Source organism: Thauera sp. GDN1, from assembly GCF_029223545.1.
Taxonomy (GTDB): domain Bacteria; phylum Pseudomonadota; class Gammaproteobacteria; order Burkholderiales; family Rhodocyclaceae; genus Thauera.
In genome coordinates this window covers 1,146,396-1,168,452 of record NZ_CP097870.1, presented here as the reverse complement: position 1 = coordinate 1,168,452, position 22,057 = coordinate 1,146,396, and the positions used below count along the sequence as shown (strand labels likewise).

Below are 22,057 nucleotides of genomic sequence, written 5' to 3'. Positions count from 1 at the left end.
CCCCGATCCAATCCTAGTCTCCGGCCCAAAACGATGAACGTGACCCAAGCCCTGATCAGTGTCTCCGACAAACGCGGCGTGCTCGACTTCGCCCGCGAGCTTTCCGCCCTCGGCATCAAGCTGCTGTCGACCGGCGGCACCGCCAGCCTGCTGCGCGAAGCCGGCCTGCCGGTCACCGACGTCTCCGAGCACACCGGCTTCCCCGAGATGCTCGACGGCCGCGTCAAGACCCTGCATCCGAAGGTGCATGGCGGCATCCTTGCCCGCCGCGACCTCGCCGAGCACATGGAGACGATCGCCGCCCACGACATCGGCCGCATCGACCTCGTGGTCGTGAACCTCTATCCCTTCCAGCAGACCGTGGCCAAGCCCGACTGCTCGCTGGAGGACGCGATCGAGAACATCGACATCGGCGGCCCCACCATGGTGCGTGCCGCGGCCAAGAACCACGGCAACGAGGAAGGCGGCGTCGGCATCGTGACCGACCCCGAGGACTACGCCGGCATCGTCGCCGAACTCAAGGCCAACACCGGCAAGCTCAGCCACAAGACCCGCTTCGCGCTCGCGGTGAAGGCCTTCACCCACACCGCGCGCTACGACTCGGCCATCTCCAACTACCTCACCGCGCTGGTCACCAACGAGGCCGGCGACGTGTCCCTGCAGACCTATCCCGAGCGCCTGCAGCTGGCCTTCGACAAGGTGCAGGACCTGCGCTACGGCGAGAACCCGCACCAGTCCGCGGCCTTCTACCGCCAGCCCGGCGCGGCCGAGGGCGGCATCGCCGGCTACAGCCAGCTGCAGGGCAAGGAACTGTCGTACAACAACATCGCCGACGCCGATGCGGCCTGGGAATGCGTGAAGGCCTTCGACGGCTCCGCCGCCGCCTGCGTCATCGTCAAGCACGCCAACCCCTGTGGCGTGGCCGTCGCTGCCAGCGCACTCGAGGCCTACAAGAAAGCCTTCTCCACCGACCCCACCTCGGCCTTCGGCGGCATCATCGCCTTCAACGGCGAGGTCGACCGCGCCGCGGCCGAAGCCGTGTCGGCGCAGTTCCTCGAAGTGCTGATCGCCCCGTCCTACACCGCCGACGCGCTCGAGCTGCTCGCCAGCAAGAAGAACGTGCGCGTGCTCAGTTGCCCGCTCGGCCAGCCCGCCGGCGCCTTCGACTACAAGCGCGTGGGCGGCGGTCTGCTGGTGCAGAGTGCCGACGAGGCCCGCATCCAGATCGCCGACCTCAAGGTGGTGACCAAGCGCGCACCTACCGAAGCGGAAATGCGCGACATGCTGTTCGCCTGGCGCGTGGCCAAGTACGTCAAGTCGAACGCCATCGTGTATTGCAAGGACGGCATGACCGTCGGCGTCGGCGCCGGTCAGATGAGCCGGGTCGACTCCGCCCGCATCGCCAAGATCAAGGCCGAGAACGCCGGCCTGCAGATCGCCGGCTGCGTGGTCGCCTCGGACGCCTTCTTCCCCTTCCGCGACGGCCTCGACGTGCTCGCCCAGGCCGGCGCCACCGCGGTGATCCAGCCCGGCGGCTCGATGCGCGACGAAGAGGTGATCGCCGCCGCCGACGAGCAGAACATCGCCATGGTGTTCACCGGCTTCCGCCACTTCCGCCACTAACAAGAACGTTCCCCGCAGAAACACGGAGCAGCACATGAAAGTCCTCGTCATCGGTTCCGGCGGCCGCGAACACGCGCTAGCCTGGAAACTCGCCCAGTCGCCCAAGGTCACCCGCGTGCTGGTCGCGCCAGGCAATCCGGGCACCGCTGCCGAGATGCTGCTGCAGAACGTGCCGGTCACCGACATTGCGGAGCTGGTCGAGCTCGCCCGGCGCGAACAGGTCGCGTTCACGGTGGTCGGCCCCGAGGCACCGCTGGCCGCCGGCGTGGTCGATGCGTTCCGCGTCGCCGGCCTGCCGATCTTCGGCCCGACCAGGGCCGCAGCCCAGCTCGAGAGCTCCAAGGACTTCGCCAAGCAGTTCCTGGTCCGCCATAACATCCCGACCGCGAAGTACCGGACCTTCTCCGATGCTGCCGCGGCACACGCCTACATCGATGCCGAAGGCGCGCCGATCGTGATCAAGGCCGACGGCCTGGCCGCGGGCAAGGGCGTGGTGGTGGCGATGAACGCCGATGAGGCCCATGCCGCGATCGACATGATGCTGCTCGACAACCGCATGGGCGATGCGGGCGCGCGCGTCGTGATCGAGGAGTTCATGGAGGGCGAGGAAGCCAGCTTCATCGTCATGGCCGACGGCAGGCACGCGCTCGCGCTCGCCACCAGCCAGGACCACAAGCGCCTCAAGGACGGCGACCTGGGTCCCAACACCGGCGGCATGGGCGCCTACTCGCCCGCCCCGGTGGTCACCCCCGACGTCCATGCGCGTGTGATGCGCGAGATCATCAACCCGACGCTGGCCGGCATGGCCGCCGACGGCCTGCCCTACACCGGCTTCCTCTACGCCGGCCTGATGATCGACGGCGAAGGCAAGCCGCGGGTGGTCGAATTCAACTGCCGCATGGGCGACCCCGAGACCCAGCCGATCATGATGCGGCTCAAGACCGACCTCGCCGACCTGATCGAAGCCGCCATCGCCGGCAAGCTCGACCAGGTCGAGGCCGAATGGGACCGCCGCTTCGCGCTCGGCGTGGTGCTGGCCGCCGCCGGCTACCCCGAGAATCCGCGCAAGGGCGACCCGATCACCGGTCTGCCCGCCGTCGAGCAGGACGATGCACACGTGTTCCACGCCGGCACCGCGGACAAGGACGGCCAGATCGTCACCGCCGGTGGCCGCGTGCTGTGCGTGACCGCGCTCGGCGACAACGCCCGCACTGCGCAGAAGCGCGCCTACGAGGTCGCCGACGCGATCGTGTTCGAGGGCCGCCAGTACCGCCGCGACATCGGCCACCGCGCGATCGGGCGCAAGACCTGAATGGATCCGCGCACCGTCAAGCCCTGGTTCACCGGGCTGCAGCAGGACATCGTCGCCCGCCTCGAGGCCTTCGACGGCCAGGCCTTCCGCAGCGACGGCTGGGAGCGCCCCGGCGGCGGGGGCGGCCTGACCCGCGTCATCGAGGACGGCGCCTTCTTCGAGCGCGGTGGCGTCAACTTCTCGCACGTGATGGGCGACGGCATGCCCGCCTCGGCCACCGCGCACCGTCCCGAGCTCGCCGGACGCCGCTTCGAGGCCATGGGCGTGTCGCTGGTATTGCATCCGCGCAACCCGTACTGCCCCACGGTGCACATGAACGTGCGCTGCTTCGTGGCGCTCGCCGAGGGCAAGGCGCCAGTGTGGTGGTTCGGCGGAGGCATGGACCTGACGCCCTACTACCCCTTCGAGGAAGACGTCCGCCACTTCCACGCCACCTGCAAGGCGGCGGTCCTGCCCTTCGGCGGCGAGGCCGAATACGCCCGCCTGAAGGACTGGTGCGACCGCTACTTCTTCCTCAAGCATCGCAACGAGCCGCGCGGCGTGGGCGGGCTGTTCTTCGACGACCTGGGCGCCGACGGCAGCACGGACTTCGACACCGCCTTCGGCCTGACCAGGTCGGTCGGCGAGGCCTTCCTGGGCGCCTACCTGCCCATCGTCGAACGCCGCAGGGACACGCCCTACGGCGAGCGCGAACGCGATTTCCAGGCCTATCGTCGCGGCCGCTACGTGGAATTCAACCTGGTGTTCGACCGCGGCACCCTGTTCGGCCTGCAGTCGGGCGGACGCACCGAATCCATCCTGATGTCGATGCCGCCGGTCGTCAAATGGCGCTACGACTGGCACCCCGAGCCCGGCTCGGCCGAGGCTGTGCTGTACGACACCTACCTGAAGGCGCGCGACTGGGCCTGAGCCCGGCCGCGCCGACCGCCAGCTGCGGACGCGAGGCTCAGGCCGCGCCGCCGCCCGCCACCCGCTCGGCCGCAGCCCGGTAGTGGCGCTGCGCGTCTTCCCGGCGCTCGAGCGTGTCGAACAGGTGGGCGAGCGCGAGATGGGTCTCGACCGCGGGCTCCAGGCCCAGCGAAGCCTCCAGGTAGCTCTGCGCCTTGCCCCACAGCTCGGTGCGCCGGCACAGCTGGCCGAGCGCGAACAGCAGGCCGGCATCGCGCGGCTGGCGTTCGAGCCAGGACTCGGCGTTGTACAGGCAGGCGCGCGCAGCGTCGACCGAATCGGCGCAATAGGCATACAGGCGCGCCAGGCCGCTGTCCCACCGCTCCTCGAGCAGGCGCTCGGTCTGCGCACGGGCGAGCTTTGCACAGCCGACGCGCGCCATCAGCGGCAGCACGCCCTCGATCAGGCCGCGGTCCTGCAACTCCTCGGTCGGGATCGCCTGCCAGTAGGCCTCCACTTCAACCGGGTCGGCGCCGAGCTGCCTCATGCGCTCGATGTGGGCCCTGCGCAGGCCGGGCGCGGCCTGCTCCGCCGTCAGCGCCTTGTGCTTGCGCAGCTGGCGCAGGATATGGAGGAGTTCCTCCCAGCGCCCGAGTTCGAGTGCGACCTGTGCCTCCAGTCGCAGCATCGCGATGTGCTTGTGCCCCCCCTCGCGCAGCTGGGCGAGACGGGAGGCGGCGACATCGAACTGCCGGCTCTCGATCGCCAGCTCGGCCTCGGTCATCAGGCGCGCGACCTCGCTTTCCTTGCCCTGCTCGGCCGCGTGATCGAGCCATTCGCGGTAGCGCGTCTCGTCCTGCAGGGCATGGGCGGCGCGCGCGGCGACCAGCGCCGCCATCGACGAGCCCTCGGTCGCGGCGTAGGCGGTCGACGCCGACTTCAGCGACTGCGCGAAACGTCCCTCGAAGAGCGCGTTGATCGCGCCGTGCAGCGCCTTGTCCGCCTTCTCGCGGCGGCGGCGCTCGCGCCACTGCGCAACCCGGGACGGCAGCGCCAGCGTGCGGGTGAACACCCGCAGCGCGAGGTGGATCAGCAACACGCCGGCCACCAGCAGCACGATGAAGAGGTTCAGGGAAATCTGTGCCCGCCACGGCGACAACACCACCAGGACGTAGCCGTCATTCACCCCGGCAATCATCGCCACGCCCACGGCGAGGGCGAAGATGCCGATCAGCCAGATCAGTGCGCGCATCGTCGGCCCCTCACTCGCTCGCAGCCGCGGGCGCAGCTTCCGCCGCCGGCGCCACGGACGAAGCGGCAGGCGCCGCCTCGGTGGCGGCAGCGTCGGTGGCCGCGGGGCTGCCGGCTGCAGACACTGCACTCGGCGCTTCCACTGTGGCGGCAGGCGCCGGCTCAGACGGCTTTACCGGCTCGGACGGCAGCGGCGGGCGGCCGCTGCGCACCTGCACCGTGCGCAGCGCGGTGAAGGTCTCGCTGAGATCGGGCGGCTCGTAGCGCACCTTCACCGCTTCCAGCTCCTTGAGTTCGTTCAGCGCCGCCTGGACGCGATCGTCGCGCAGGTCGAAGAAACGCTCGGCCCAGGCACGGGCCTGGCCGAGATCGGCCTCGTAGGTGCGGCCGTCGCGCGCCAGCAGGGCGAGACGGGCGGTGAGCAGGCGGATCTTCAGGTTCTCGCGCAGGAAGGTGTTCTGCGCCGGCGCGAGCAGCACCGGATCGTCCTGGTCGAGGCGTTCTACACGCACCAGGGTGCGCACCTCATGCCAGACATCGGCCGCCAGCGCCTGGGTGAAGCGCCATGCGCCGGCCATCCAGCCCGCCAGGCCGCCGCTGTCGGCGGGCCCCATCTCGCTGCCGACCGCCGCCTCGACCGGCAGCTGGCCTTCGAAGGCGAAGGGCAGCGCGTCCGCGCGCTCGAGCAGGCGCTCGAGGCGCAGGCTGAGGCCGGACACGTCCAGCACAGGCTGCAGGCGGAGCTCGTCGATGTCCTTCGCCAGCGCACGACGCAGCGAGGCGAGTTGGCCGCGGTCATGGATGGCGAGCCGGGCCTCGGCCTCCTGCAGCGCGATCAGCGCCGCCTCGACGTTGCCGGCGATCTGCAGTTGCTGCGAGGCGAGCGCGACCGCCTGTTCCACCTCGGCAATCACGCCGTCCTCGCGGCTACGCGAGAACTCCTGGTACAGGGCTTCGAGCGCGGCCGCCTGCCCCTCGGTGGTCTCGACCTTGGATTCGAGCACGCCGAGCTTGCCCTGCAGCGAGGCGATCACTTCCTGCTGCTGGCGCACGATGCCGCGCGCCTCGGTGGCGATCGATTCGCCCTCCGACAGGCGGCGCGCAAGTTCCTCGCGCAGCTCGAAGGACTGCAGGCGGGTGTCCCGCGCCTGCCAGACGGCCCACCCGGTGCCCCCGAGCGCGATCAGGGCTAGCAGCAGAGCCCACCATGCGGCGGGACTGCGTGCGGGCTCGGCCGGATCGCCGGCGGCTGGCGGCGTCGATACCCGCGCCTCGGCGGACACGGGCTCACGGCTGTGCTCGGCGTCGCGCGCCTCCGTGCGCGCGCCTCCTTGCTCGTCTTTCGCGGACGAATGCTGCGCCGTCGGCGACTGGATCAGGGCAGGAATCTCTTCCTTCATTGTTTTAGGCTCCAGCCAAAGTGATTCACAAGCGCCTGCATCAGCCCGTCATCGCCGGCGGGCGTCTCCACGATGTCGGCAAACCCGGCTTCCCGCGCCTGCGCCCCGATGCGGGGGTGGGTGGCGAACACCGTCACCGGCAGCAGTGCGGCCAAGCCCTCCGCGCCCAGCATCTGACGGAGGTTGCGCACGCCCTCGCTGCTGGTGAGCAGAAGGCCATCGACCTCGCCGCGCGCCACCGGCTGCAGCAGCAGCGCCGGGTCGGCATCGGGGCAGAAACGACGGTAGCAGGTGACATATTCCACGCGCGCACCGCGTTCGCGCAAGGTGTCGGCGAGCAATTCGCGCCCGCCGTCGCCACGCAGGATCAGGACCTTGCGCCCGGCCACGGCCTCGGCCGCGAACTCGGGCAGCGCGATCACCGCCTCGCTGTCGAAGCCGTCCGCGGGTGCGATCACGTGCTCGAAACCGTAGCCGCGCAGCACGCGCTCGCTGCCCTTGCCGACGGTGGCGACCTTGAGCGTCGCCGGCCATGCGCGCCGCGGCAGGATGAAGCGCATCGCGTAATTGGCCGCGTTGGGGCTGACGAAGAAGGCCAGGTCGAAGTCGTCGAGGCGGCCGACGATGTCCTCGAGCGGCGCGGAATCGAGCGCCGGCCCGACCGCGATCACGGGGAACAGCAGCGCCTCGCCACCGGCGGCGCGGATGCGCTCGCACAGGCTGCCCGCCTGCTCGCGCGGGCGCATGACCACCAGCGTCCGCCCCGCCAGGGGGCCTGCGGCTGGCACGGTGCTCTCCTGGCACATCGTCATCGGCGGACCCGTTGCCGCGCCGTCAGCCGATGTCGGCCAGGATCGCTTCCGCGCCCTGCGCGCGCAGCTCGTCGGCCAAGGCACGCCCCAGAGACTCGGCATCGGCCGCCGCGCCGGCGCGCTCGGCGCGGACGATCTCGCTGCCGTCCGGGCGGGCGACGAAGCCGCGCAGCCACAGCTGCCCTTCGCGCATCACCGCATAGGCGCCGAGCGGCACCTCGCAGCTGCCCGCCAGCGCACGAGCGACCGCACGCTCGGCGAGCACGCAGGCGGCGGTGTCGGCATCGACCAGCGGCTGCAGCCAGCCGATCACGTCCTTGCGCGCGGCCAGGCATTCGATGCCGAGCGCGCCCTGGCCCGCGGCCGGCAGCGAAACCTCGGCCGGCATCACCGAACGGATGCGCTCGCCCAGACCGAGCCGGGTCAGGCCGGCAGCGGCGAGGATGATCGCGTCGTACTGCCCCTCGTCGAGCTTGCGCAGGCGGGTGTCGAGGTTGCCGCGCAGGCTGGTCACCGCCAGGAAGGGATACTGCGCGTGGATCTGCGATTCGCGGCGCAGCGAGGAGGTGCCGACCACCGCGCCCGGCGGCATGTCGGCCAGGCTCTCGTAGCGATTGGACACGAAGGCGTCGAGCGGCACCTCGCGCGTGGTGATGCAGGGCAGCGCGAAGTCCGGCCCCATCTCCATCGGCACGTCCTTCATCGAATGCACGGCGATGTCGGCGCGGCCGTCGAGCAGCGCGGTCTCCAGCTCCTTGACGAACAGGCCCTTGCCGCCGACCTTGGCGAGCGGACGATCGAGGATCTGGTCGCCGCGGGTGGTCATGCCCAGAAGCTCGACGCGGCAGCCGGGATACAATGCCTCGAGCCGGGCCTTGATGTGCTCGGCCTGCCACAGGGCGAGACGGCTTTCACGGGTGGCGATGACGATGCGCTCGGGGGTCGCTTGGCTCACGATGGGATTTCACCTGACAGGAAGTTTTCATGCGGACAACGCCTGACAATTGCCGCAACGCAGCATCAGGGTTGGCACCTATGGTGCGCGGTCTGGCCGGCATTCTAGCATGCGTGCCGATCGCACTCTCGGCTGCCCAGCCGGGCCTGCCGAAGGCCGCGGACCTGGGCGCGGACGGTGCCGCGATGCGCGCGGCGAAGATGCCGATGGTGGTGCTCTACAGCCAGGCCGACTGCAGCTACTGCGACCAGGCGCGAACCTACCTGGTGCCGATGGCGAAGGACCCGGCCAACGCGCAGCGCGCCCTGTTCAGGCAGATCGACATGGACTCGGACGCCGCGCTCGTCGATTTCGCCGGCAAGCCGTCGACGCACCGGCGCCTGGCCCGGCAGCTGGGCGCGAAATTCACGCCCACCGTAGCCGTGCTCGACGCCGACGGCCGCACGCTGGGCGAGCCGATCGTCGGCATGCGGCTGGCCGATTTCTACGGCCAGTACGTCGAGAACGCGATCGACGACGGCCGCGCGGCGCTGGCCGCGAGACCCTGATCACCCTCTCCTTCAACCCTCCCTCGCCCCCAGAACACGGAACCAGGAACGAAATGACCCAGGACAAGGACGCCCCGCTGCGTGAAGACATCCGCCTGCTCGGCCGCCTGCTCGGCGACACCGTGCGCGACCAGCAGGGCGCAGCCGCATTCGAGCTCATCGAACGCATCCGCCAGAATTCGGTGCGCTTCCGCCGCGACGACGACATCGCCGCACGGCGCGAGCTCGAGGCGATCCTCGACGCCCTGTCGCGCGAGCAGACCATCCAGGTCGTGCGCGCCTTCAGCTATTTCTCGCACCTGGCCAACATCGCCGAGGACCAGCACCACATCCGCCGCAGCCGCGCCCACCTGATCGCCGGCTCCGCGCCGCGCGAGGGCAGCCTCGCCCACGCGCTCGAACAGGCGCTGGCCAGCGGCACCACCGATGCCGAGTCCCTGCTCGGCTTCTTCGACACCGCGCTGGTCTCGCCGGTGCTCACCGCCCATCCCACCGAGGTGCAGCGAAAGAGCATCCTCAACTGCGAGACCGTGCTCGCCCGCCTGCTCGACGAGCGCGACCGCATGCAGCTCACCCCCGAGGAGGCCGAGGCCAACCTCGAGGCCTTGCGCCGCGCGGTGCTGACGCTGTGGCAGACGCGCATGCTGCGCACCGCCAAGCTGTCGGTGATCGACGAGGTCAACAACGGCCTGTCCTACTTCGAGACCACCTTCCTGCGCGAGCTGCCGCGCCTCTACGCCAGCCTCGAGGACCGCCTCGCCGCGGCCGATCCGGCCCTCGGCGCGCCCGAGCTCGCCGCCTTCCTGCAGGTCGGGAGCTGGATCGGCGGCGACCGCGACGGCAACCCCTTCGTCACCGCCGAGGTGCTCGAGCGCGCGCTCGCGATGCAATGCGCGGTGGCGCTCGGCTACTACCTCGACGAACTCCACATCCTCGGCTCGCAGCTCTCGCTCGGCATCGGCCTGGTGTCGGCCTCGGACGCGCTGCTGGCGCTCGCGGAGGCCTCGCCCGACCACTCCCCGCATCGCAGCGACGAGCCCTACCGGCGCGCCATCTCCGGCATCTACGCGCGGCTCGCCGCCACCCATCGCGCGCTGCTCGGCCATGCGCCGGCGCGCCATGCGGTCGCCGAGGCGACGCCCTACCCGGACGCGACCGCACTCGCCGCCGATCTCGAGGTCCTGCACCGCTCGCTGGTGGCCAACGGCTCGGCGGCGCTCGCGCGCGGGCGGCTGCGCCACCTGCGGCGCGCGGTGAAGGTCTTCGGCTTTCACCTCGCCCCGATCGATCTGCGCCAGAACTCGGACGTGCATGAGCGCGTGGTCGCCGAGCTGCTCGAGGTCGCCCGCCCGGGCAGCGCCTACTCGAGCCTCGACGAGGCGGCGCGCTGCGCGCTGCTGCTGGAAGAACTCGCCACCGCCCGCCCGCTCGCCTCGCCCCACGTCCGGTACGCGGACGAGACCGAGGGCGAACTGGCGATCTTCCGCGCCGCGCGCCGCGCGCACCAGCGCTACGGCGCCGGGGCGATCCGCAACTGCATCATCTCCAAGACCGACGACGTCTCCGACCTGCTCGAGCTGGCCGTGCTGCTCAAGGAGGCCGGCCTGCTGCGCCCGCTGGAGAACGCGCTCGACGTGAACATCGTGCCGCTGTTCGAGACCATCGGCGACCTCGAGAACGCCGCCGAGGTCATGGACCGCATCTTCGCGCTGCCCGCCTACCGCGCCCTGCTCGAATCGCGCGCGCAGACCCAGGAGGTGATGCTGGGCTATTCCGACAGCAACAAGGATGGCGGCTTCCTGACCTCGGGCTGGGCGCTGTACAAGGCCGAGGGCGAGCTGGTCGACACCTTCGCTCGCCATGGCGTGCGCCTGCGCCTGTTCCACGGCCGCGGCGGCTCGGTGGGCCGCGGCGGCGGACCGAGCTACCAGGCCATCCTCGCCCAGCCCGAGGGCGCGGTGCAGGGCCAGATCCGCCTCACCGAACAGGGCGAGGTGATCGGCGCCAAGTATGGAAACCCGGAGGTCGGCCGGCGCAACCTCGAGGTGCTGGTCGCCGCCACGCTCGAGACCAGCCTGCGCCCGGCCAGCGCCAGCCCGACGCCGCCGGCCTTCCTCGACGCCATGCAGGCGCTCTCGGACGCGGCCTTCGCCGCCTACCGCGGCCTCGTCTACGAGACCGAGGGCTTCGAGCGCTACTTCTGGGAATCGACCGTGATCAGCGAGATCGCGGCGCTCAACATCGGCTCGCGCCCGGCCTCGCGCAAGAAGAGCACGGCGATCGAGGACCTGCGCGCGATCCCCTGGGTGTTCAGCTGGTCGCAGTGCCGGGTGATGCTGCCGGGCTGGTACGGCTTCGGCAGCGCGGTGCGCGACTTCCTCGCCGCGCGCCCGGACGACGGCCTGGCGCTGCTGCAGCGCATGAGCCGCGAGTGGCCCTTCTTCCAGACCCTGCTGTCGAACATGGACATGGTGCTGGCCAAGACCGACCTCGCGATCGCCAGCCGCTATGCCGAGCTGGTCAAGGACGTGGCGCTGCGCGAGGCGATCTTCAGCCGCATCCGCGCCGAACACCAGGCCACCGTCGAGGCGGTGCTGCAGATCACCGGCCAGCGCGAACTGCTCGACGGCAACCCGCTGCTCAAGCGCTCGATCCGCAACCGCTTCCCCTATCTCGACCCGCTCAACCACGTCCAGGTCGAGATGCTGAGCCGCCACCGCGAGGCGACGGCCGGCAACGCCAGCACCGACGAGCGCATCCGCATCGGCATCCACATCTCGATCAACGGTATCGCCGCGGGGCTGCGCAACAGCGGCTGAGCGAAGTCCACGTCAGAGCCCGAGCATCTGCCTCACCACCGGCCACTGCCGGCGGCTGACCGGCAGGCGCTCGGGCACGCCGCGGATCAGCACCGCCCAGTGCGCGTCGCCACCGTCCGGCTCGCCGGCGCGCTCGGCGCCGTGCACCGCATCGCGCGCGACCAGGCAGTTGCGATGCAGGCGCAGGAAGCGGCGCGGGAATTCCTCCTCCAGCTGCACCAGCGACTCGTCGAGCACGTATTCGCGCTCGGCGGTGCGCGCGGTCACGTACTTCAGCTCGGCGCGCAGGTAGAGCACCTCGCCCACCGGCAGCAGCAGGATGCGCCCGCGCTCGCCGACGCTGAAATGCTGGCGTTCCGCCGGTGCCAGCCCGACGAGCGCCGCATCGTCCGCCACCGGCCGGCGCGCCTCGGCGCGGGCGAGCGCCGCCGCCAGGCGCTCGGCACGCACCGGCTTGAGCAGGTAGTCGACCGCAGCCAGCTCGAAGGCCTGCACCGCGTACTGGTCGTAGGCGGTGACGAAGACGACCGCCGGCGGAGACGCCAGCCTGCCGAGGTGGCGGGCGAGTTCGACCCCGTCCATCACCGGCATGCGGATGTCGGCCAGCACCACGTCGGCCGGCTCGGCCTCGAGCAGGCGCAGCGCCTCCATGCCGTTGGCCGCCATGCCGACGATGCGCGTCGGCCTGCTCGCCGCGATGTCGCCGAGCAGGTCGCGCAGTCGCGCACGTGCGGGCGCCTCGTCGTCGACGATCAGCACACGCAGCGCGCCAGGCCATTCCGCCGCCCCCGCCGCGGCAAGCCGGTCGGGCTTTTGCTTTATACTTTCGCGCATTCCTGTGCGCCGCGGACGCGGCGTTCTCCCCCCGTGCCTGGCCGGCTGCATTCCGCCGGCCGTATCGTTTTGTGCGCCCCATTATGACAGACACCACGACGCCGGCCGCCGACGCCAACGCTCCCGCCAAGGCCTGGTCCGGCCGTTTCACCGAACCCGTCTCCGACCTCGTCAAGCGCTACACCGCCAGCGTGTTCTTCGACCAGCGCATGGCGGCGCAGGACATCCGCGGCTCGCTCGCGCACGCGAAGATGCTGGCCCGCCAGGGCATCATCGGCGCGCAGGACCTCGCCGACATCGAGCGCGGGATGGCGCAGATCAAGGGCGAGATCGAGCGTGGCGAATTCGCCTGGAACCTCGACGACGAGGACGTGCACCTCAACATCGAGAAGCGCCTCACCGCGCTGGTGGGCGACGCCGGCAAGCGCCTGCACACCGGCCGCAGCCGCAACGACCAGGTCGCCACCGACATCCGCCTGTGGCTGCGCGACGCGATCGACCGGATCCTGGCGCTGATCGCCGACTTCCAGCGCAACCTGCTGGATGTGGCCGAGGCCAACGCCGACACCCCGATGCCCGGCTTCACCCACCTGCAGGTCGCGCAGCCGGTCACCTTCGGCCATCACCTGATGGCCTACTACGAGATGAGCCGGCGCGACGCCGAGCGCTTCGCCGACTGCCGCAAGCGCGTCAACCGTCTGCCGCTGGGCTCGGCGGCGCTCGCCGGCACCAGCTACCCGATCGACCGCGAATTCGTCGCGGCCGAACTGGGCTTCGACGAGGTCTGCTACAACTCGCTGGACGCCGTCAGCGACCGCGACTTCGCGATCGAATTCTGCGCCGCCAGCGCCCTGCTGATGACCCACCTGTCGCGCCTGTCCGAGGAGCTGATCCTGTGGATGAGTCCGCGCGTGGGCTTCATCGACCTCGCCGACCGCTTCTGCACCGGTAGCTCGATCATGCCGCAGAAGAAGAACCCCGACGTGCCCGAGCTGGTGCGCGGCAAGACCGGCCGCGTCAACGGCAGCCTGATCGCGCTGCTGACCCTGATGAAGGGCCAGCCGCTGGCCTACAACAAGGACAACCAGGAGGACAAGGAGCCGCTGTTCGACACCGCCGACACGGTCATCGACACCCTGCGCATCTACGCCGACATGATCACCGGCATCAGGGTCAAGGCCGAGGCGATGCGCGGCGCGCTCAGCCAGGGCTACGCCACCGCCACCGACCTCGCCGACTACCTGGTCAAGAAGGGCCTGCCCTTCCGCGACGCGCACGAGGCGGTGGCGCTCGCGGTGCGCGCGGCCGACGTCAAGGGCTGCGACCTGCCGCAGTTCTCGCTGGACGAGCTGCGCATCGCCATGGCCCACGTACCGGGCGCGGCCGAGCGCCTCGGCGAGGACGTGTTCGGCGTGCTCACCGTCGAGGGCTCGCTCGCCTCGCGCAAGCACATCGGCGGCACCGCGCCCGAGCAGGTGCGCGCGGCCGTGGCACGCGCCCGCACGCGCCTGGCTTGAGCGCGCGGGCACCTTCCGGGCGGCAAGCAGACGCAGGCCGCGTCCTCGCCACCTTGAAGGTGCCGGCCGCGCATGAGCCGGAAGCCGCAAGCCTGCACCGCTGAGAGCCGACCATCATGTCCGCGACGCCGCCCTCCGCAGCGAACCACCCCGCACTGCCTGCCGTCGAGCAGGCGATCCGCACCCGCACCGGCAATGCCTTCCGCATCGCCGCAGCCCACCCGGTCGGCGGCGGCAGCATCCACACCGCGCTGCGCGTCGAGGACCGATCCGGTGCAGCCTGCTTCGTCAAGCTCGCCGACGCCGGCAGCGCAGCGATGTTCGCTGCCGAGGTCGACGGCCTCGCCGCGATCGCCGCCAGCGGCAGCTTCCGCACACCGGCGGTGATCGCCTGCGGCACCGCAGGCGCGCACGCCTTCCTGGTGCTCGAACACCTCGAACTGCGCCCGCTGCAGTCCGCCGCGGACGGCGTCCGCTTCGCCGATGCGCTGGTGCGCCTGCACCGCGACCGCGGCGAGCGCTTCGGCTGGCACCGCGACAACTTCATCGGCCGCACGCCGCAGCCCAACACGCCGCACGCCAACTGGGCGCACTTCTTCGTCGAGCACCGCCTGCGCCCGCAGTTCGCGCTCGCCCGCGCACAGGGCTTCGACGCCGAACTTCACCGCCAGGGCGAACGCCTGTTCGATCGCGTCCCCGCCCTGTTCCTCGACTACCGCCCGCAGGAGAGCCTGCTCCACGGCGACCTGTGGCACGGCAACGCGGCGCTGCTGGCCGACGGCACGCCGGTGGTCTTCGACCCCGCGGTGCACCGCGGCGACCGCGAGTCCGACCTCGCGATGAGCGAACTCTTCGGCGGTTTCCCGTCCAGCTTCTACGCCGAGTACCGCCTGTCCTGGCCGCTGCACGAGGACTACGAGCAGAGGAAGCTGCTGTACAGCCTTTACCACATGCTCAACCACCTGAACCTCTTCGGCCGCGCCTACCAGCGCGAGGCGCTGCGGCTGGCGACGCGGCTCAACCAGGAACTCGCCCAGCGCAGGGATTGAACAAGCTCGAGAGTGTCGGGATTTTTTACACTCGCCTCGGACGGCCTGCCATGCGCCTGATCAATCCATTTACCAATCAATAACTTGCGCAATTTGTCGATGCGAGGCGTGAAATTTGCTACGCATTTGGTGAAGATTCGGCAGGCAGTCGCGCGGCCATGTCTATAATGAAATTGCGCTTCCAGTCTGCAAGCTGAAGAGGTCCGCCATGCCCCACTCCCCCGAAGACCAAGCTGTCGAAAAGCGCCGGAAGGTGCTGAAAGGGGCGCTTGCGGCATCCAGCGTCGCGACGATGGGGCATAGCGGTTCCGCGCTAGCATCGCTCAACTGCATTGAGAAAGGCGCGACCACCGCCCCGAGCGGAGGCGACCAGCTTGTGCAGGCCCAACCGTCCGCGTCGGCCAGCGGCCCCAGGTGGGCATGGGTTCCGGTCACGATCCGGAGCTACAAGGACGCGCAGAACAACCAGTTCAGTGGTTTTGAATACCCCAGCGGCACGGTCTATCAGGTCAACGTCCCGAATGGAAGCAACTGGGCCAGGGCCAGCAGCGACCCGATCAAGCGCAACGATCTGGTGAGCCTTGTAGGGAACGGCAACGGGCGTCCGGGATGGCTGCTGGTGCTCTTCGACCAGTTCGGAAACGGCTACGTGGCCACCGCACCGGACACCTACGTGGCGGGAATGGCGGGCGCCCCTCCAGCCACGGCCGCCCAACTCCCGCAGCCGGCGGCAGAATCCTGCGTTACCTCGCTGAACGCCGCAGTGCCATCGGGAACGATCTACGGGGGCTGATCGCCGGTGCGCATCCCCGATCCGCGTACGCCCCTCGAGTGGCTGAATGCCTACTGCCCGTCGCTGGACGGGCAGTTTCTTTTTCTGGATCCGGTGTCGTGGCAGACCCACCTGCTCACCCCGGGCGCCGAACTGGTGCTGCGTGAAGCTGCGCTGGCCATCGAGAACGGCCGCTTCGACGCCTTCCTCGCCGAGATCGAGGAAGCCGGCGGCTGGCAGCCGGGCCTGGCCTTCCTGGCACACTCGCTCCTGCACCTGCACGAGCGAAACGGGATCTCGGCAACTCGATGACCCACAACGTCTACCGCATCCTGGACGTAGGCGCCGCACGCCTGGGCGTCGCCTCGCCGATCGCAAGCCTTCATGCCGACCTGGATCGCGTCTATCCCTACCACGAACCGACGCCCGACGACCGCTTCGCCGACATCCGCGTGTCCGTGCTGCCGGGGTCCCGCCTGCGCCTGCGCGGCCAGCAGGCGGGCTTCTGGTCGGAAAGCGTGCGTGTCTTCGAGCCCTACCCCCTCCACAGCGCCCTGCCGCTGTTCGAATGGGGCAGCAACTACCTGCTGAGCCAGCGCCTCAACGCCTACCTGCTACTGCATGCCGGCGTGGTCGCGCGTGAGGATCGGGCGCTGATCCTGCCGGCGGCACCGGGCTCGGGCAAGACGACGCTGAGCTGTGCGCTGAGCCTGGCCGGCTGGCGCTTCCTGTCGGACGAGTTCGGCATCGTCGACATGGACTCGGGCGAGCTGCTGCCGATGGTCAGGCCGGCGCCGCTGAAGAACCGCTCGATCGAGATCATCGGCCAGCGCCCGGGTGCGGTGCTGGGCCCGCTTTACCCGCGGACCCGCAAGGGCGACGTGGCCCACTTCGTCCCGGACCGGGCGAGTTTCGCCGACCGCCACTGCCGGGCGCGGCCCCGGCTCGTCGTCTTCCCCGCCTTCCGCGCCGGTGCGCCCCTGCAGTGCACGCCGCTCGACAAGGCCGCGGCCGCGATGCGGCTGGGCCTGAACAGCTTCAACTATCGCGCGCTCGGCCCCGCCGGCTTCGACGCCGTGGTCGCGCTGACGCGGGCGGTCCAGGCCTACGAGTTGAGCTATGGCGATCTGGACGAGGCGATCGCCTGCATCGACAAGCTGTTCCGGGAAACGTCGTGAGCGCCGCGCCCCCACCGTCCGACGTCGAGCTCCTGCTGCGCGGCATGCGCGGCCCGCTCACGCTCGACGAGGGGCGCTGGGAGCGCGTGCTGCGGATTGCGCGCGCGACCGGCCTGCATGCCCGCCTGGCCGCGACCAACGCGAACAATCCGGACCTGAGCGCGGTCCTGCGCCGCCACTTCCTGTCCGCATCGCGCATCGCCGCGTTCCGCAGCCAGATGGTGAGGGCGGAGCTGTTCCAGCTCGCCCCGCTGTGTGCCGTCGACCATCCGGTCATCGTGCTGAAGGGCGGCGCCTACCTGCTGCAGGATCGGCCGATGACGGTCGGCCGCTTCGTCTCGGACGTGGACCTCATGGTCCCCCGAGAAAGGCTCCGCGCCATGGAACGGGCGCTACATGCAGCAGGCTGGCGGACCGAGGAGCTCTCCGCCTACGACGAGCGCTACTACCGCGACTGGAGCCACGAGACGCCGCCGATGCGCTACCCCGGCCATGCGCTCGAGGTCGACCTGCACCACGCGATCACGCCGGTGACCGGCAGCCTCGCCTTCGATCCGGCGCCGCTGTTCGAGCACAGTGTCGCCATTCCCGGCACGCCCTTCCGCGTGCTCGCCACCGAGGACCAGGTGCTGCACGCCTGCGTGCACTGCTTCCACGACGGCGACCTGGCGCTGCGGATTCGCGAACTCGTCGACATCGACGCCCTGCTGCGCGAGTCGGCTGCCGAGGACGGCTTCTGGACCAGGCTCCTCGCCCGCGCCGAGGCGCTCGGTCTGCAGCGTCCGCTGTGGTACGGGCTGCATTTCGCCACCGGCTTGATGGCTTGCCCGGTGCCGGAGGCGGTGATGGCCGGCCTGCCTCGGCCGCCCGGCATCACCATCCGGCTCATGGACCGGCTGCTGCCGCTGGCGATGCTGCCCACCGATCCGGACGGCCCGCCGCCGCTGCGCGCGAGGCTGGCCAGGGCCGCGATGCTCGCCCGCTACCACCTGCTGCGCATGCCGCTGCACATGCTGGTGCCGCATCTCGCACGCAAGACGAGCCTGCGACTGCGCGCCCGGCTCGCCGAAAAAAAAGGAGCGCCGGACGACGGCGCTCCCTGAGGATACTGCGGCGCCGCGCGGCGGCGCTCAGCGGATCACTCCTCGACCACGCCGGCATCCTTCAGCATCTGCAGCAGCTCACCGCTTTCGTACATCTCGCGCATGATGTCGCTGCCGCCGACGAACTCGCCCTTGACGTAGAGCTGCGGGATGGTCGGCCAGTTGGAGAAGTCCTTGATGCCCTGGCGGATGTCGTTGTCGGCGAGCACATTGACCGCCAGCACCTCGCGCACGCCGCAGGCCTTGAGGATCTGCACCGCGGTCGAGGAAAAACCGCACTGCGGGAACTGGGGCGAGCCCTTCATGTAGAGCACGACGGCGTTGTTGGTGACCTGCTCGCGGATGACGTCCTGGATGTCCATGGATTGGAACCTGAAAAGTTGAGTTAAACAGTCGGGAAATTCTAGGGGTCCTGGGTGGACAGCGTCAACAGCTGAAGCGGGATCGCGCCCCCTGCGGGACGACGCCAGCCGGAAACCTCAGCTCCCGCGCCCCAGCCAGCGCCCGCCGGACACGCGCTCGATGCCGGCGAGGTCCTTCCACGACGCGATCGCCGCGAAACCGGCGTCGGCCAGCAGGCCGCGGGCGGCCACCGCCTGGTCGTAGCCGTGCTCGAGGAACAGCCAGCCGCCATCGAGCAGCCGCGCCGGCGCCGCAGCGATGATCTCGGCGAGATCGTCCAGCCCGCGCGGCCCGGCGGCCAGCGCGCCACGCGGCTCGAAGCGCACGTCGCCCTGCTCCAGGTGCGGGTCGGTGGTGGCGATGTAGGGCGGATTGGAAACGATCAGCCCGAACTGCTCGTCGCCGAGCGCCGAGAACCAGTCGCTCTGCAGGAAGGACACGCTCGCCCCCAGCTTCGCGGCGTTGGCCATCGCCACCCACAGCGCCTCGCGCGAACGATCGAGCGCGATCACGTCGGGGGCGTCCATCTCCAGCGCCAGCGTCACGGCCAGCGCGCCGCTGCCTGTGCCCATGTCGAGCACGCGCACGCCGCGCTGCCCGGCGAAATGGGCGAGCGCGAGCTCGACCAGCAGTTCGGTCTCCGGGCGCGGGATCAGCACCGCCGGCGTCACCATGAACTCGCGGCCGTAGAACTCGCGCGTGCCGGTCAGATAGGCCACCGGTTCGCCGGCCACGCGGCGCTCGACCAGGCCGCGATAGTTGTCCCAGTCCTCGGCGGCGAGCTTCTGCTCCGGCCAGGCCACCAGGCGCGCGGCCGGGCACTGCAGCACGTGGCGCAGCAGCACGCGTGCGTCCATCTGGTCGATCTGCGCCCGCGCCCAGGCGAGCGCGCCGGCGATGTCGACCACGCCCGCGGGCGGCAGGATGGGCGTGTTCATCATTCGTCCGCCAGCGCCGCGAGCAGGCCGGCCTGGTGTTCCAGCGTCAGCGCATCGACCAGCTCGTCGAGCTCGCCCTGCATCACCGCATCGAGCTTGTACAGGGTGAGGTTGATGCGGTGGTCGGTCACCCGCCCCTGCGGGAAGTTGTAGGTGCGGATGCGCTCGGAGCGGTCGCCGCTGCCGACCAGGCTCTTGCGCTGCGCGGCCTCGGCGCTCTGCTGCGCGCGCACCCTGGCGTCGTACAGGCGCGCGGCGAGCACCGCCATCGCCTGCGCCTTGTTGCGATGCTGCGAGCGGTCGTCCTGGCATTCGACGACGATGCCGGTGGGCAGGTGGGTGATGCGCACCGCGGAGTCGGTCTTGTTGATGTGCTGCCCGCCCGCACCGGAGGCGCGGAAGGTGTCGATGCGCAGGTCGGCGGGGTTGATGTCCACCGCCTCGACCTCGTCGGCCTCGGGCAGCACCGCCACGGTGCAGGCCGAGGTGTGGATGCGGCCCTGGGTCTCGGTGACCGGGATGCGCTGCACGCGGTGGCCGCCGGATTCGAACTTGAGCTTCGAATAGGCGCCGTTGCCGGCCACGCGCGCGATCACTTCCTTGTAGCCGCCGAGGTCGGATTCGCTTGCCGACACGATCTCCACCTTCCAGCGCTGGCGCTCGGCGTAGCGGGTGTACATGCGCAGCAGGTCGCCGGCGAACAGCGCGGCCTCGTCGCCGCCGGTGCCGGCGCGGATCTCGAGGAAGAGGTTGCGCTCGTCGTTGGGGTCGCGCGGCAGCAGCGCGCGCTGCAGCTCGGCGTCCAGGTCGGCGATGCGCGCGTCGCCTGCGGCCAGCTCCAGCTCGCCGAGCTCGCGCATTTCCGGGTCGGCGAGCAGCTCGCGTGCGGTCGCGCAGTCGGCCTCGGCCTGGCGGTAGTCGTGGTAGAGCGCGACCACCGGCTCGATCTCGGCGCGCTCGCGCGAGAGTTCGCGGAAGGCGTTCATGTCGCGCGCCGCGTCTTCGGCCGCGAGTTCGCGGTCCAGCTCTTCGAGCCGGCGGGCGAGGTGTTCGAGTTTGTCGCGGATGCTCTGCTTCATGGTCGAGGACGGACGCGCATGCGCCGCCGCGCGGGCGGCGGCCGCAAGGGCGTGCGGCTAGTGGTGGTCGCGGGACAGGTTGAAGAGCTCGCGCACCACGCGGCCGGCTTCGGCCTTGTGCTCGCCTTCGGCCTGGTTCAGGAAGCGGGTGGGGCCGTGCATCAGCTTGTTGGTGAGACCGTGCGACAGCGCCTCGAGCACGCGCTGCGGATCCTCGCCCTTGGCGAGCAGGCGCATGGCGCGCTCGAGCTCGGCCTGGCGCAGGCCCTCGGCGTGCTCGCGCAGCGAACGGATCACCGGCACCGTATCGCGCGCCGACATCCAGTGCAGGAAGCCGTCGACGCGGGTGTCGATGATCTGCTCGGCCTCGATCACCGCCTGCTGGCGCGACTCCATGCCGGCCTCGACGACCTGGGCGAGGTCATCGACGGTGTACAGGAAGATGTCGTCGAGCTCGGAGATCTCGGGCTCGATGTCGCGCGGCACCGCGAGGTCGACCATCACCATCGGGCGGTGGCGGCGCGCCTTGACCGCGCGCTCGACCATGCCGAGACCGACGATGGGCAGCGGCGCGGCCGTACAGGACACCACGACGTCGAAGCGCGGCAGCGCCTCGCCGATCTGGTCGATGCGCATGGTGCTCGCGCCGAAGCGCGCGGCGAGCGCCTGCGCGCGCTCCTCGGTGCGGTTGGCCACGGTCATCGACTTCGGCTTCGCACCGCCGAAGTGGGCGGCACAAAGTTCGATCATCTCGCCCGCGCCGATGAACAGCACGTGCTGGTCGGAAACGCGCTCGAAGATGCGCTCGGTCAGATGCACCGCGGCTGCGGCCATCGACACCGTGTTGGCGCCGATCGCGGTCGTCGAGCGCACTTCCTTGGCCACCGCGAAGGTGTTCTGGAACAGCTTGTGCAGCAGCACGCCCATCGTGCCCGCCTCCTCGGCGAAGCGCGCTGCATCCTTGACCTGGCCCAGGATCTGCGGCTCGCCGATCACCATCGAGTCCAGCCCGCTCGCCACCCGGAACACGTGACGGATCGCGTCGCGCTGCGGGTAGGCATACAGGTAGGGCGAGACCTCGGTCAGCTGCAGGCGATGGAAGCGCGCCAGCCAGTCGGCGGCATGCTGCGGCTGCTCGGCCGCGAAGTAGAGCTCGGTGCGGTTGCAGGTCGACAGGATTGCCGCCTCGCGCACGGAATCCGCCCGCGCCAGATCGTGCAGGGCCTGATCCAGCCGCTCAGGCTGGAACGCGACGCGCTCGCGGATCGCGAGCGGTGCGGTGTGGTGATTCAGGCCGAGGGCGAAGAGTTGCATGCGGAACAGGGTTCGGTCGGAGCGGAGCGCATTATAGCACCGCGAAAACGCCCCAAAATTGAGCCGAATCAGCCACTTCTGGCCGAATCGGACGCCGCAAAGCAAATGGGCCGACACGCGGTCGGCCCATTATGGAATTTTCTGGTGGCCAGTCGCGGAATCGAACCACGGACACGCGGATTTTCAATCCGCTGCTCTACCAACTGAGCTAACTGGCCAACGAGGTCCGCATTATAGCCACAGATTCGCCGATGTCAAAGGCC

20 protein-coding genes and 1 tRNA gene are annotated in these 22,057 nt (G+C 70.1%); 11 read left to right on the top strand and 10 right to left on the bottom strand.

Annotation, left to right across the window (positions count from 1 at the left end):
• Positions 1-33: 33 nt before the first annotated feature.
• From purH to hemF, 3 genes are read left to right on the top strand one after another with little or no spacing between them, the layout of a single operon-like run.
• Positions 34-1,623, top strand: a complete 1,590-nt coding sequence (gene purH, locus CKCBHOJB_RS05300; RefSeq protein ID WP_281050972.1) for a bifunctional phosphoribosylaminoimidazolecarboxamide formyltransferase/IMP cyclohydrolase — start codon at positions 34-36, stop codon at positions 1,621-1,623.
• Between the two features lie 34 nt (positions 1,624-1,657).
• Positions 1,658-2,935: a phosphoribosylamine--glycine ligase gene (gene purD / locus CKCBHOJB_RS05295; RefSeq protein ID WP_281050971.1), complete on the top strand. Its 1,278-nt coding sequence runs from the start codon at positions 1,658-1,660 to the stop codon at positions 2,933-2,935.
• Complete coding sequence (gene hemF / locus CKCBHOJB_RS05290) at positions 2,936-3,844, top strand: oxygen-dependent coproporphyrinogen oxidase (protein WP_281050970.1); 909 nt, start codon at positions 2,936-2,938, stop codon at positions 3,842-3,844.
• Positions 3,845-3,881: 37 nt separating this feature from the next.
• Here the strand turns inward: hemF and CKCBHOJB_RS05285 are convergent, their stop codons facing one another.
• The 4 genes from CKCBHOJB_RS05285 to hemC form a co-directional block, all read right to left on the bottom strand.
• Complete coding sequence (locus CKCBHOJB_RS05285) at positions 3,882-5,075, bottom strand: heme biosynthesis HemY N-terminal domain-containing protein (protein ID WP_281050969.1); 1,194 nt, start codon at positions 5,073-5,075, stop codon at positions 3,882-3,884.
• A gap of 10 nt (positions 5,076-5,085) precedes the next feature.
• Complete coding sequence (locus tag CKCBHOJB_RS05280; protein WP_281050968.1) at positions 5,086-6,474, bottom strand: uroporphyrinogen-III C-methyltransferase; 1,389 nt, start codon at positions 6,472-6,474, stop codon at positions 5,086-5,088.
• Positions 6,471-7,220 (bottom strand): uroporphyrinogen-III synthase, encoded by a 750-nt coding sequence (locus CKCBHOJB_RS05275; RefSeq protein WP_281051622.1) that lies wholly within the window; start codon positions 7,218-7,220, stop codon positions 6,471-6,473. The genes CKCBHOJB_RS05280 and CKCBHOJB_RS05275 overlap by 4 nt, the downstream gene beginning before the upstream one ends.
• Positions 7,221-7,308: 88 nt before the next feature.
• Positions 7,309-8,241: a hydroxymethylbilane synthase gene (gene hemC / locus CKCBHOJB_RS05270; RefSeq protein WP_281050967.1), complete on the bottom strand. Its 933-nt coding sequence runs from the start codon at positions 8,239-8,241 to the stop codon at positions 7,309-7,311.
• A gap of 113 nt (positions 8,242-8,354) precedes the next feature.
• Here hemC and CKCBHOJB_RS05265 point away from each other — a divergent pair, with 113 nt between their 5' ends.
• Positions 8,355-8,789, top strand: a complete 435-nt coding sequence (locus tag CKCBHOJB_RS05265) for a thioredoxin fold domain-containing protein (RefSeq protein ID WP_281050966.1) — start codon at positions 8,355-8,357, stop codon at positions 8,787-8,789.
• A gap of 53 nt (positions 8,790-8,842) precedes the next feature.
• Positions 8,843-11,608 (top strand): phosphoenolpyruvate carboxylase, encoded by a 2,766-nt coding sequence (gene ppc / locus CKCBHOJB_RS05260; protein ID WP_281050965.1) that lies wholly within the window; start codon positions 8,843-8,845, stop codon positions 11,606-11,608.
• 12 nt (positions 11,609-11,620) lie between these two features.
• Here ppc and CKCBHOJB_RS05255 read toward each other — a convergent pair whose 3' ends face one another.
• Positions 11,621-12,442, bottom strand: coding sequence for a LytTR family DNA-binding domain-containing protein (locus CKCBHOJB_RS05255; protein WP_281050964.1), 822 nt, complete (start codon positions 12,440-12,442; stop codon positions 11,621-11,623).
• A gap of 83 nt (positions 12,443-12,525) precedes the next feature.
• On the opposite strand from CKCBHOJB_RS05255, the gene argH reads away from it, so the two are divergent.
• The 6 genes from argH to CKCBHOJB_RS05225 all read left to right on the top strand — a co-directional run bounded on the left by argH (position 12,526) and on the right by CKCBHOJB_RS05225 (position 18,061).
• The gene (gene argH, locus CKCBHOJB_RS05250) at positions 12,526-13,959 is read left to right on the top strand and encodes an argininosuccinate lyase (protein ID WP_281050963.1); all 1,434 of its coding nucleotides are present in this window, start codon (positions 12,526-12,528) and stop codon (positions 13,957-13,959) included.
• A 116-nt stretch (positions 13,960-14,075) separates the two neighbouring features.
• The gene (locus CKCBHOJB_RS05245) at positions 14,076-15,008 is read left to right on the top strand and encodes a fructosamine kinase family protein (RefSeq protein ID WP_281050962.1); all 933 of its coding nucleotides are present in this window, start codon (positions 14,076-14,078) and stop codon (positions 15,006-15,008) included.
• Positions 15,009-15,216: 208 nt separating this feature from the next.
• Complete coding sequence (locus CKCBHOJB_RS05240; protein WP_281050961.1) at positions 15,217-15,801, top strand: hypothetical protein; 585 nt, start codon at positions 15,217-15,219, stop codon at positions 15,799-15,801.
• 6 nt (positions 15,802-15,807) lie between these two features.
• Complete coding sequence (locus CKCBHOJB_RS05235) at positions 15,808-16,092, top strand: hypothetical protein (protein WP_281050960.1); 285 nt, start codon at positions 15,808-15,810, stop codon at positions 16,090-16,092.
• On the top strand, positions 16,089-16,958 hold the full coding sequence (locus CKCBHOJB_RS05230) for an HprK-related kinase A (protein WP_281050959.1): 870 nt from the start codon (positions 16,089-16,091) through the stop codon (positions 16,956-16,958). Before CKCBHOJB_RS05235 ends, CKCBHOJB_RS05230 begins: the two co-directional genes overlap by 4 nt.
• On the top strand, positions 16,955-18,061 hold the full coding sequence (locus tag CKCBHOJB_RS05225) for a nucleotidyltransferase family protein (RefSeq protein WP_281050958.1): 1,107 nt from the start codon (positions 16,955-16,957) through the stop codon (positions 18,059-18,061). Before CKCBHOJB_RS05230 ends, CKCBHOJB_RS05225 begins: the two co-directional genes overlap by 4 nt.
• Positions 18,062-18,096: 35 nt before the next feature.
• On the opposite strand, the gene grxD is transcribed toward CKCBHOJB_RS05225, so the two are convergent.
• From grxD to CKCBHOJB_RS05200, 5 genes are all read right to left on the bottom strand, one after another.
• The gene (gene grxD, locus CKCBHOJB_RS05220; protein WP_281050957.1) at positions 18,097-18,423 is read right to left on the bottom strand and encodes a Grx4 family monothiol glutaredoxin; all 327 of its coding nucleotides are present in this window, start codon (positions 18,421-18,423) and stop codon (positions 18,097-18,099) included.
• A gap of 117 nt (positions 18,424-18,540) precedes the next feature.
• Entirely contained in the window at positions 18,541-19,404 is an 864-nt protein-coding gene (prmC, locus tag CKCBHOJB_RS05215; protein ID WP_281050956.1) for a peptide chain release factor N(5)-glutamine methyltransferase, read from the bottom strand.
• The gene (gene prfA / locus CKCBHOJB_RS05210; RefSeq protein WP_281050955.1) at positions 19,401-20,480 is read right to left on the bottom strand and encodes a peptide chain release factor 1; all 1,080 of its coding nucleotides are present in this window, start codon (positions 20,478-20,480) and stop codon (positions 19,401-19,403) included. The genes prmC and prfA overlap by 4 nt, the downstream gene beginning before the upstream one ends.
• 57 nt (positions 20,481-20,537) lie before the next feature.
• Positions 20,538-21,794 (bottom strand): glutamyl-tRNA reductase, encoded by a 1,257-nt coding sequence (gene hemA / locus CKCBHOJB_RS05205; protein WP_281050954.1) that lies wholly within the window; start codon positions 21,792-21,794, stop codon positions 20,538-20,540.
• A 142-nt stretch (positions 21,795-21,936) separates the two neighbouring features.
• Positions 21,937-22,012, bottom strand: a tRNA-Phe gene (locus CKCBHOJB_RS05200).
• Between the last annotated feature and the right edge of the window lie 45 nt (positions 22,013-22,057).

What these genes read in the sequence shown, in the direction of transcription:
- grxD (WP_281050957.1), bottom strand. Translation starts at nt 18,423, where the DNA reads ATGGACATCCAGGACGTCATCCGCGAGCAGGTCACCAACAACGCCGTC.
- ppc (WP_281050965.1), top strand. Translation starts at nt 8,843, where the DNA reads ATGACCCAGGACAAGGACGCCCCGCTGCGTGAAGACATCCGCCTGCTC.
- hemF (WP_281050970.1), top strand. Translation starts at nt 2,936, where the DNA reads ATGGATCCGCGCACCGTCAAGCCCTGGTTCACCGGGCTGCAGCAGGAC.
- CKCBHOJB_RS05275 (WP_281051622.1), bottom strand. Translation starts at nt 7,220, where the DNA reads ATGCGCCCGCGCGAGCAGGCGGGCAGCCTGTGCGAGCGCATCCGCGCC.
- CKCBHOJB_RS05280 (WP_281050968.1), bottom strand. Translation starts at nt 6,474, where the DNA reads ATGAAGGAAGAGATTCCTGCCCTGATCCAGTCGCCGACGGCGCAGCAT.
- prfA (WP_281050955.1), bottom strand. Translation starts at nt 20,480, where the DNA reads ATGAAGCAGAGCATCCGCGACAAACTCGAACACCTCGCCCGCCGGCTC.
- CKCBHOJB_RS05285 (WP_281050969.1), bottom strand. Translation starts at nt 5,075, where the DNA reads ATGCGCGCACTGATCTGGCTGATCGGCATCTTCGCCCTCGCCGTGGGC.
- CKCBHOJB_RS05240 (WP_281050961.1), top strand. Translation starts at nt 15,217, where the DNA reads ATGCCCCACTCCCCCGAAGACCAAGCTGTCGAAAAGCGCCGGAAGGTG.
- purD (WP_281050971.1), top strand. Translation starts at nt 1,658, where the DNA reads ATGAAAGTCCTCGTCATCGGTTCCGGCGGCCGCGAACACGCGCTAGCC.
- purH (WP_281050972.1), top strand. Translation starts at nt 34, where the DNA reads ATGAACGTGACCCAAGCCCTGATCAGTGTCTCCGACAAACGCGGCGTG.
- CKCBHOJB_RS05255 (WP_281050964.1), bottom strand. Translation starts at nt 12,442, where the DNA reads ATGCGCGAAAGTATAAAGCAAAAGCCCGACCGGCTTGCCGCGGCGGGG.
- prmC (WP_281050956.1), bottom strand. Translation starts at nt 19,404, where the DNA reads ATGATGAACACGCCCATCCTGCCGCCCGCGGGCGTGGTCGACATCGCC.
- hemA (WP_281050954.1), bottom strand. Translation starts at nt 21,794, where the DNA reads ATGCAACTCTTCGCCCTCGGCCTGAATCACCACACCGCACCGCTCGCG.
- argH (WP_281050963.1), top strand. Translation starts at nt 12,526, where the DNA reads ATGACAGACACCACGACGCCGGCCGCCGACGCCAACGCTCCCGCCAAG.
- CKCBHOJB_RS05245 (WP_281050962.1), top strand. Translation starts at nt 14,076, where the DNA reads ATGTCCGCGACGCCGCCCTCCGCAGCGAACCACCCCGCACTGCCTGCC.
- CKCBHOJB_RS05230 (WP_281050959.1), top strand. Translation starts at nt 16,089, where the DNA reads ATGACCCACAACGTCTACCGCATCCTGGACGTAGGCGCCGCACGCCTG.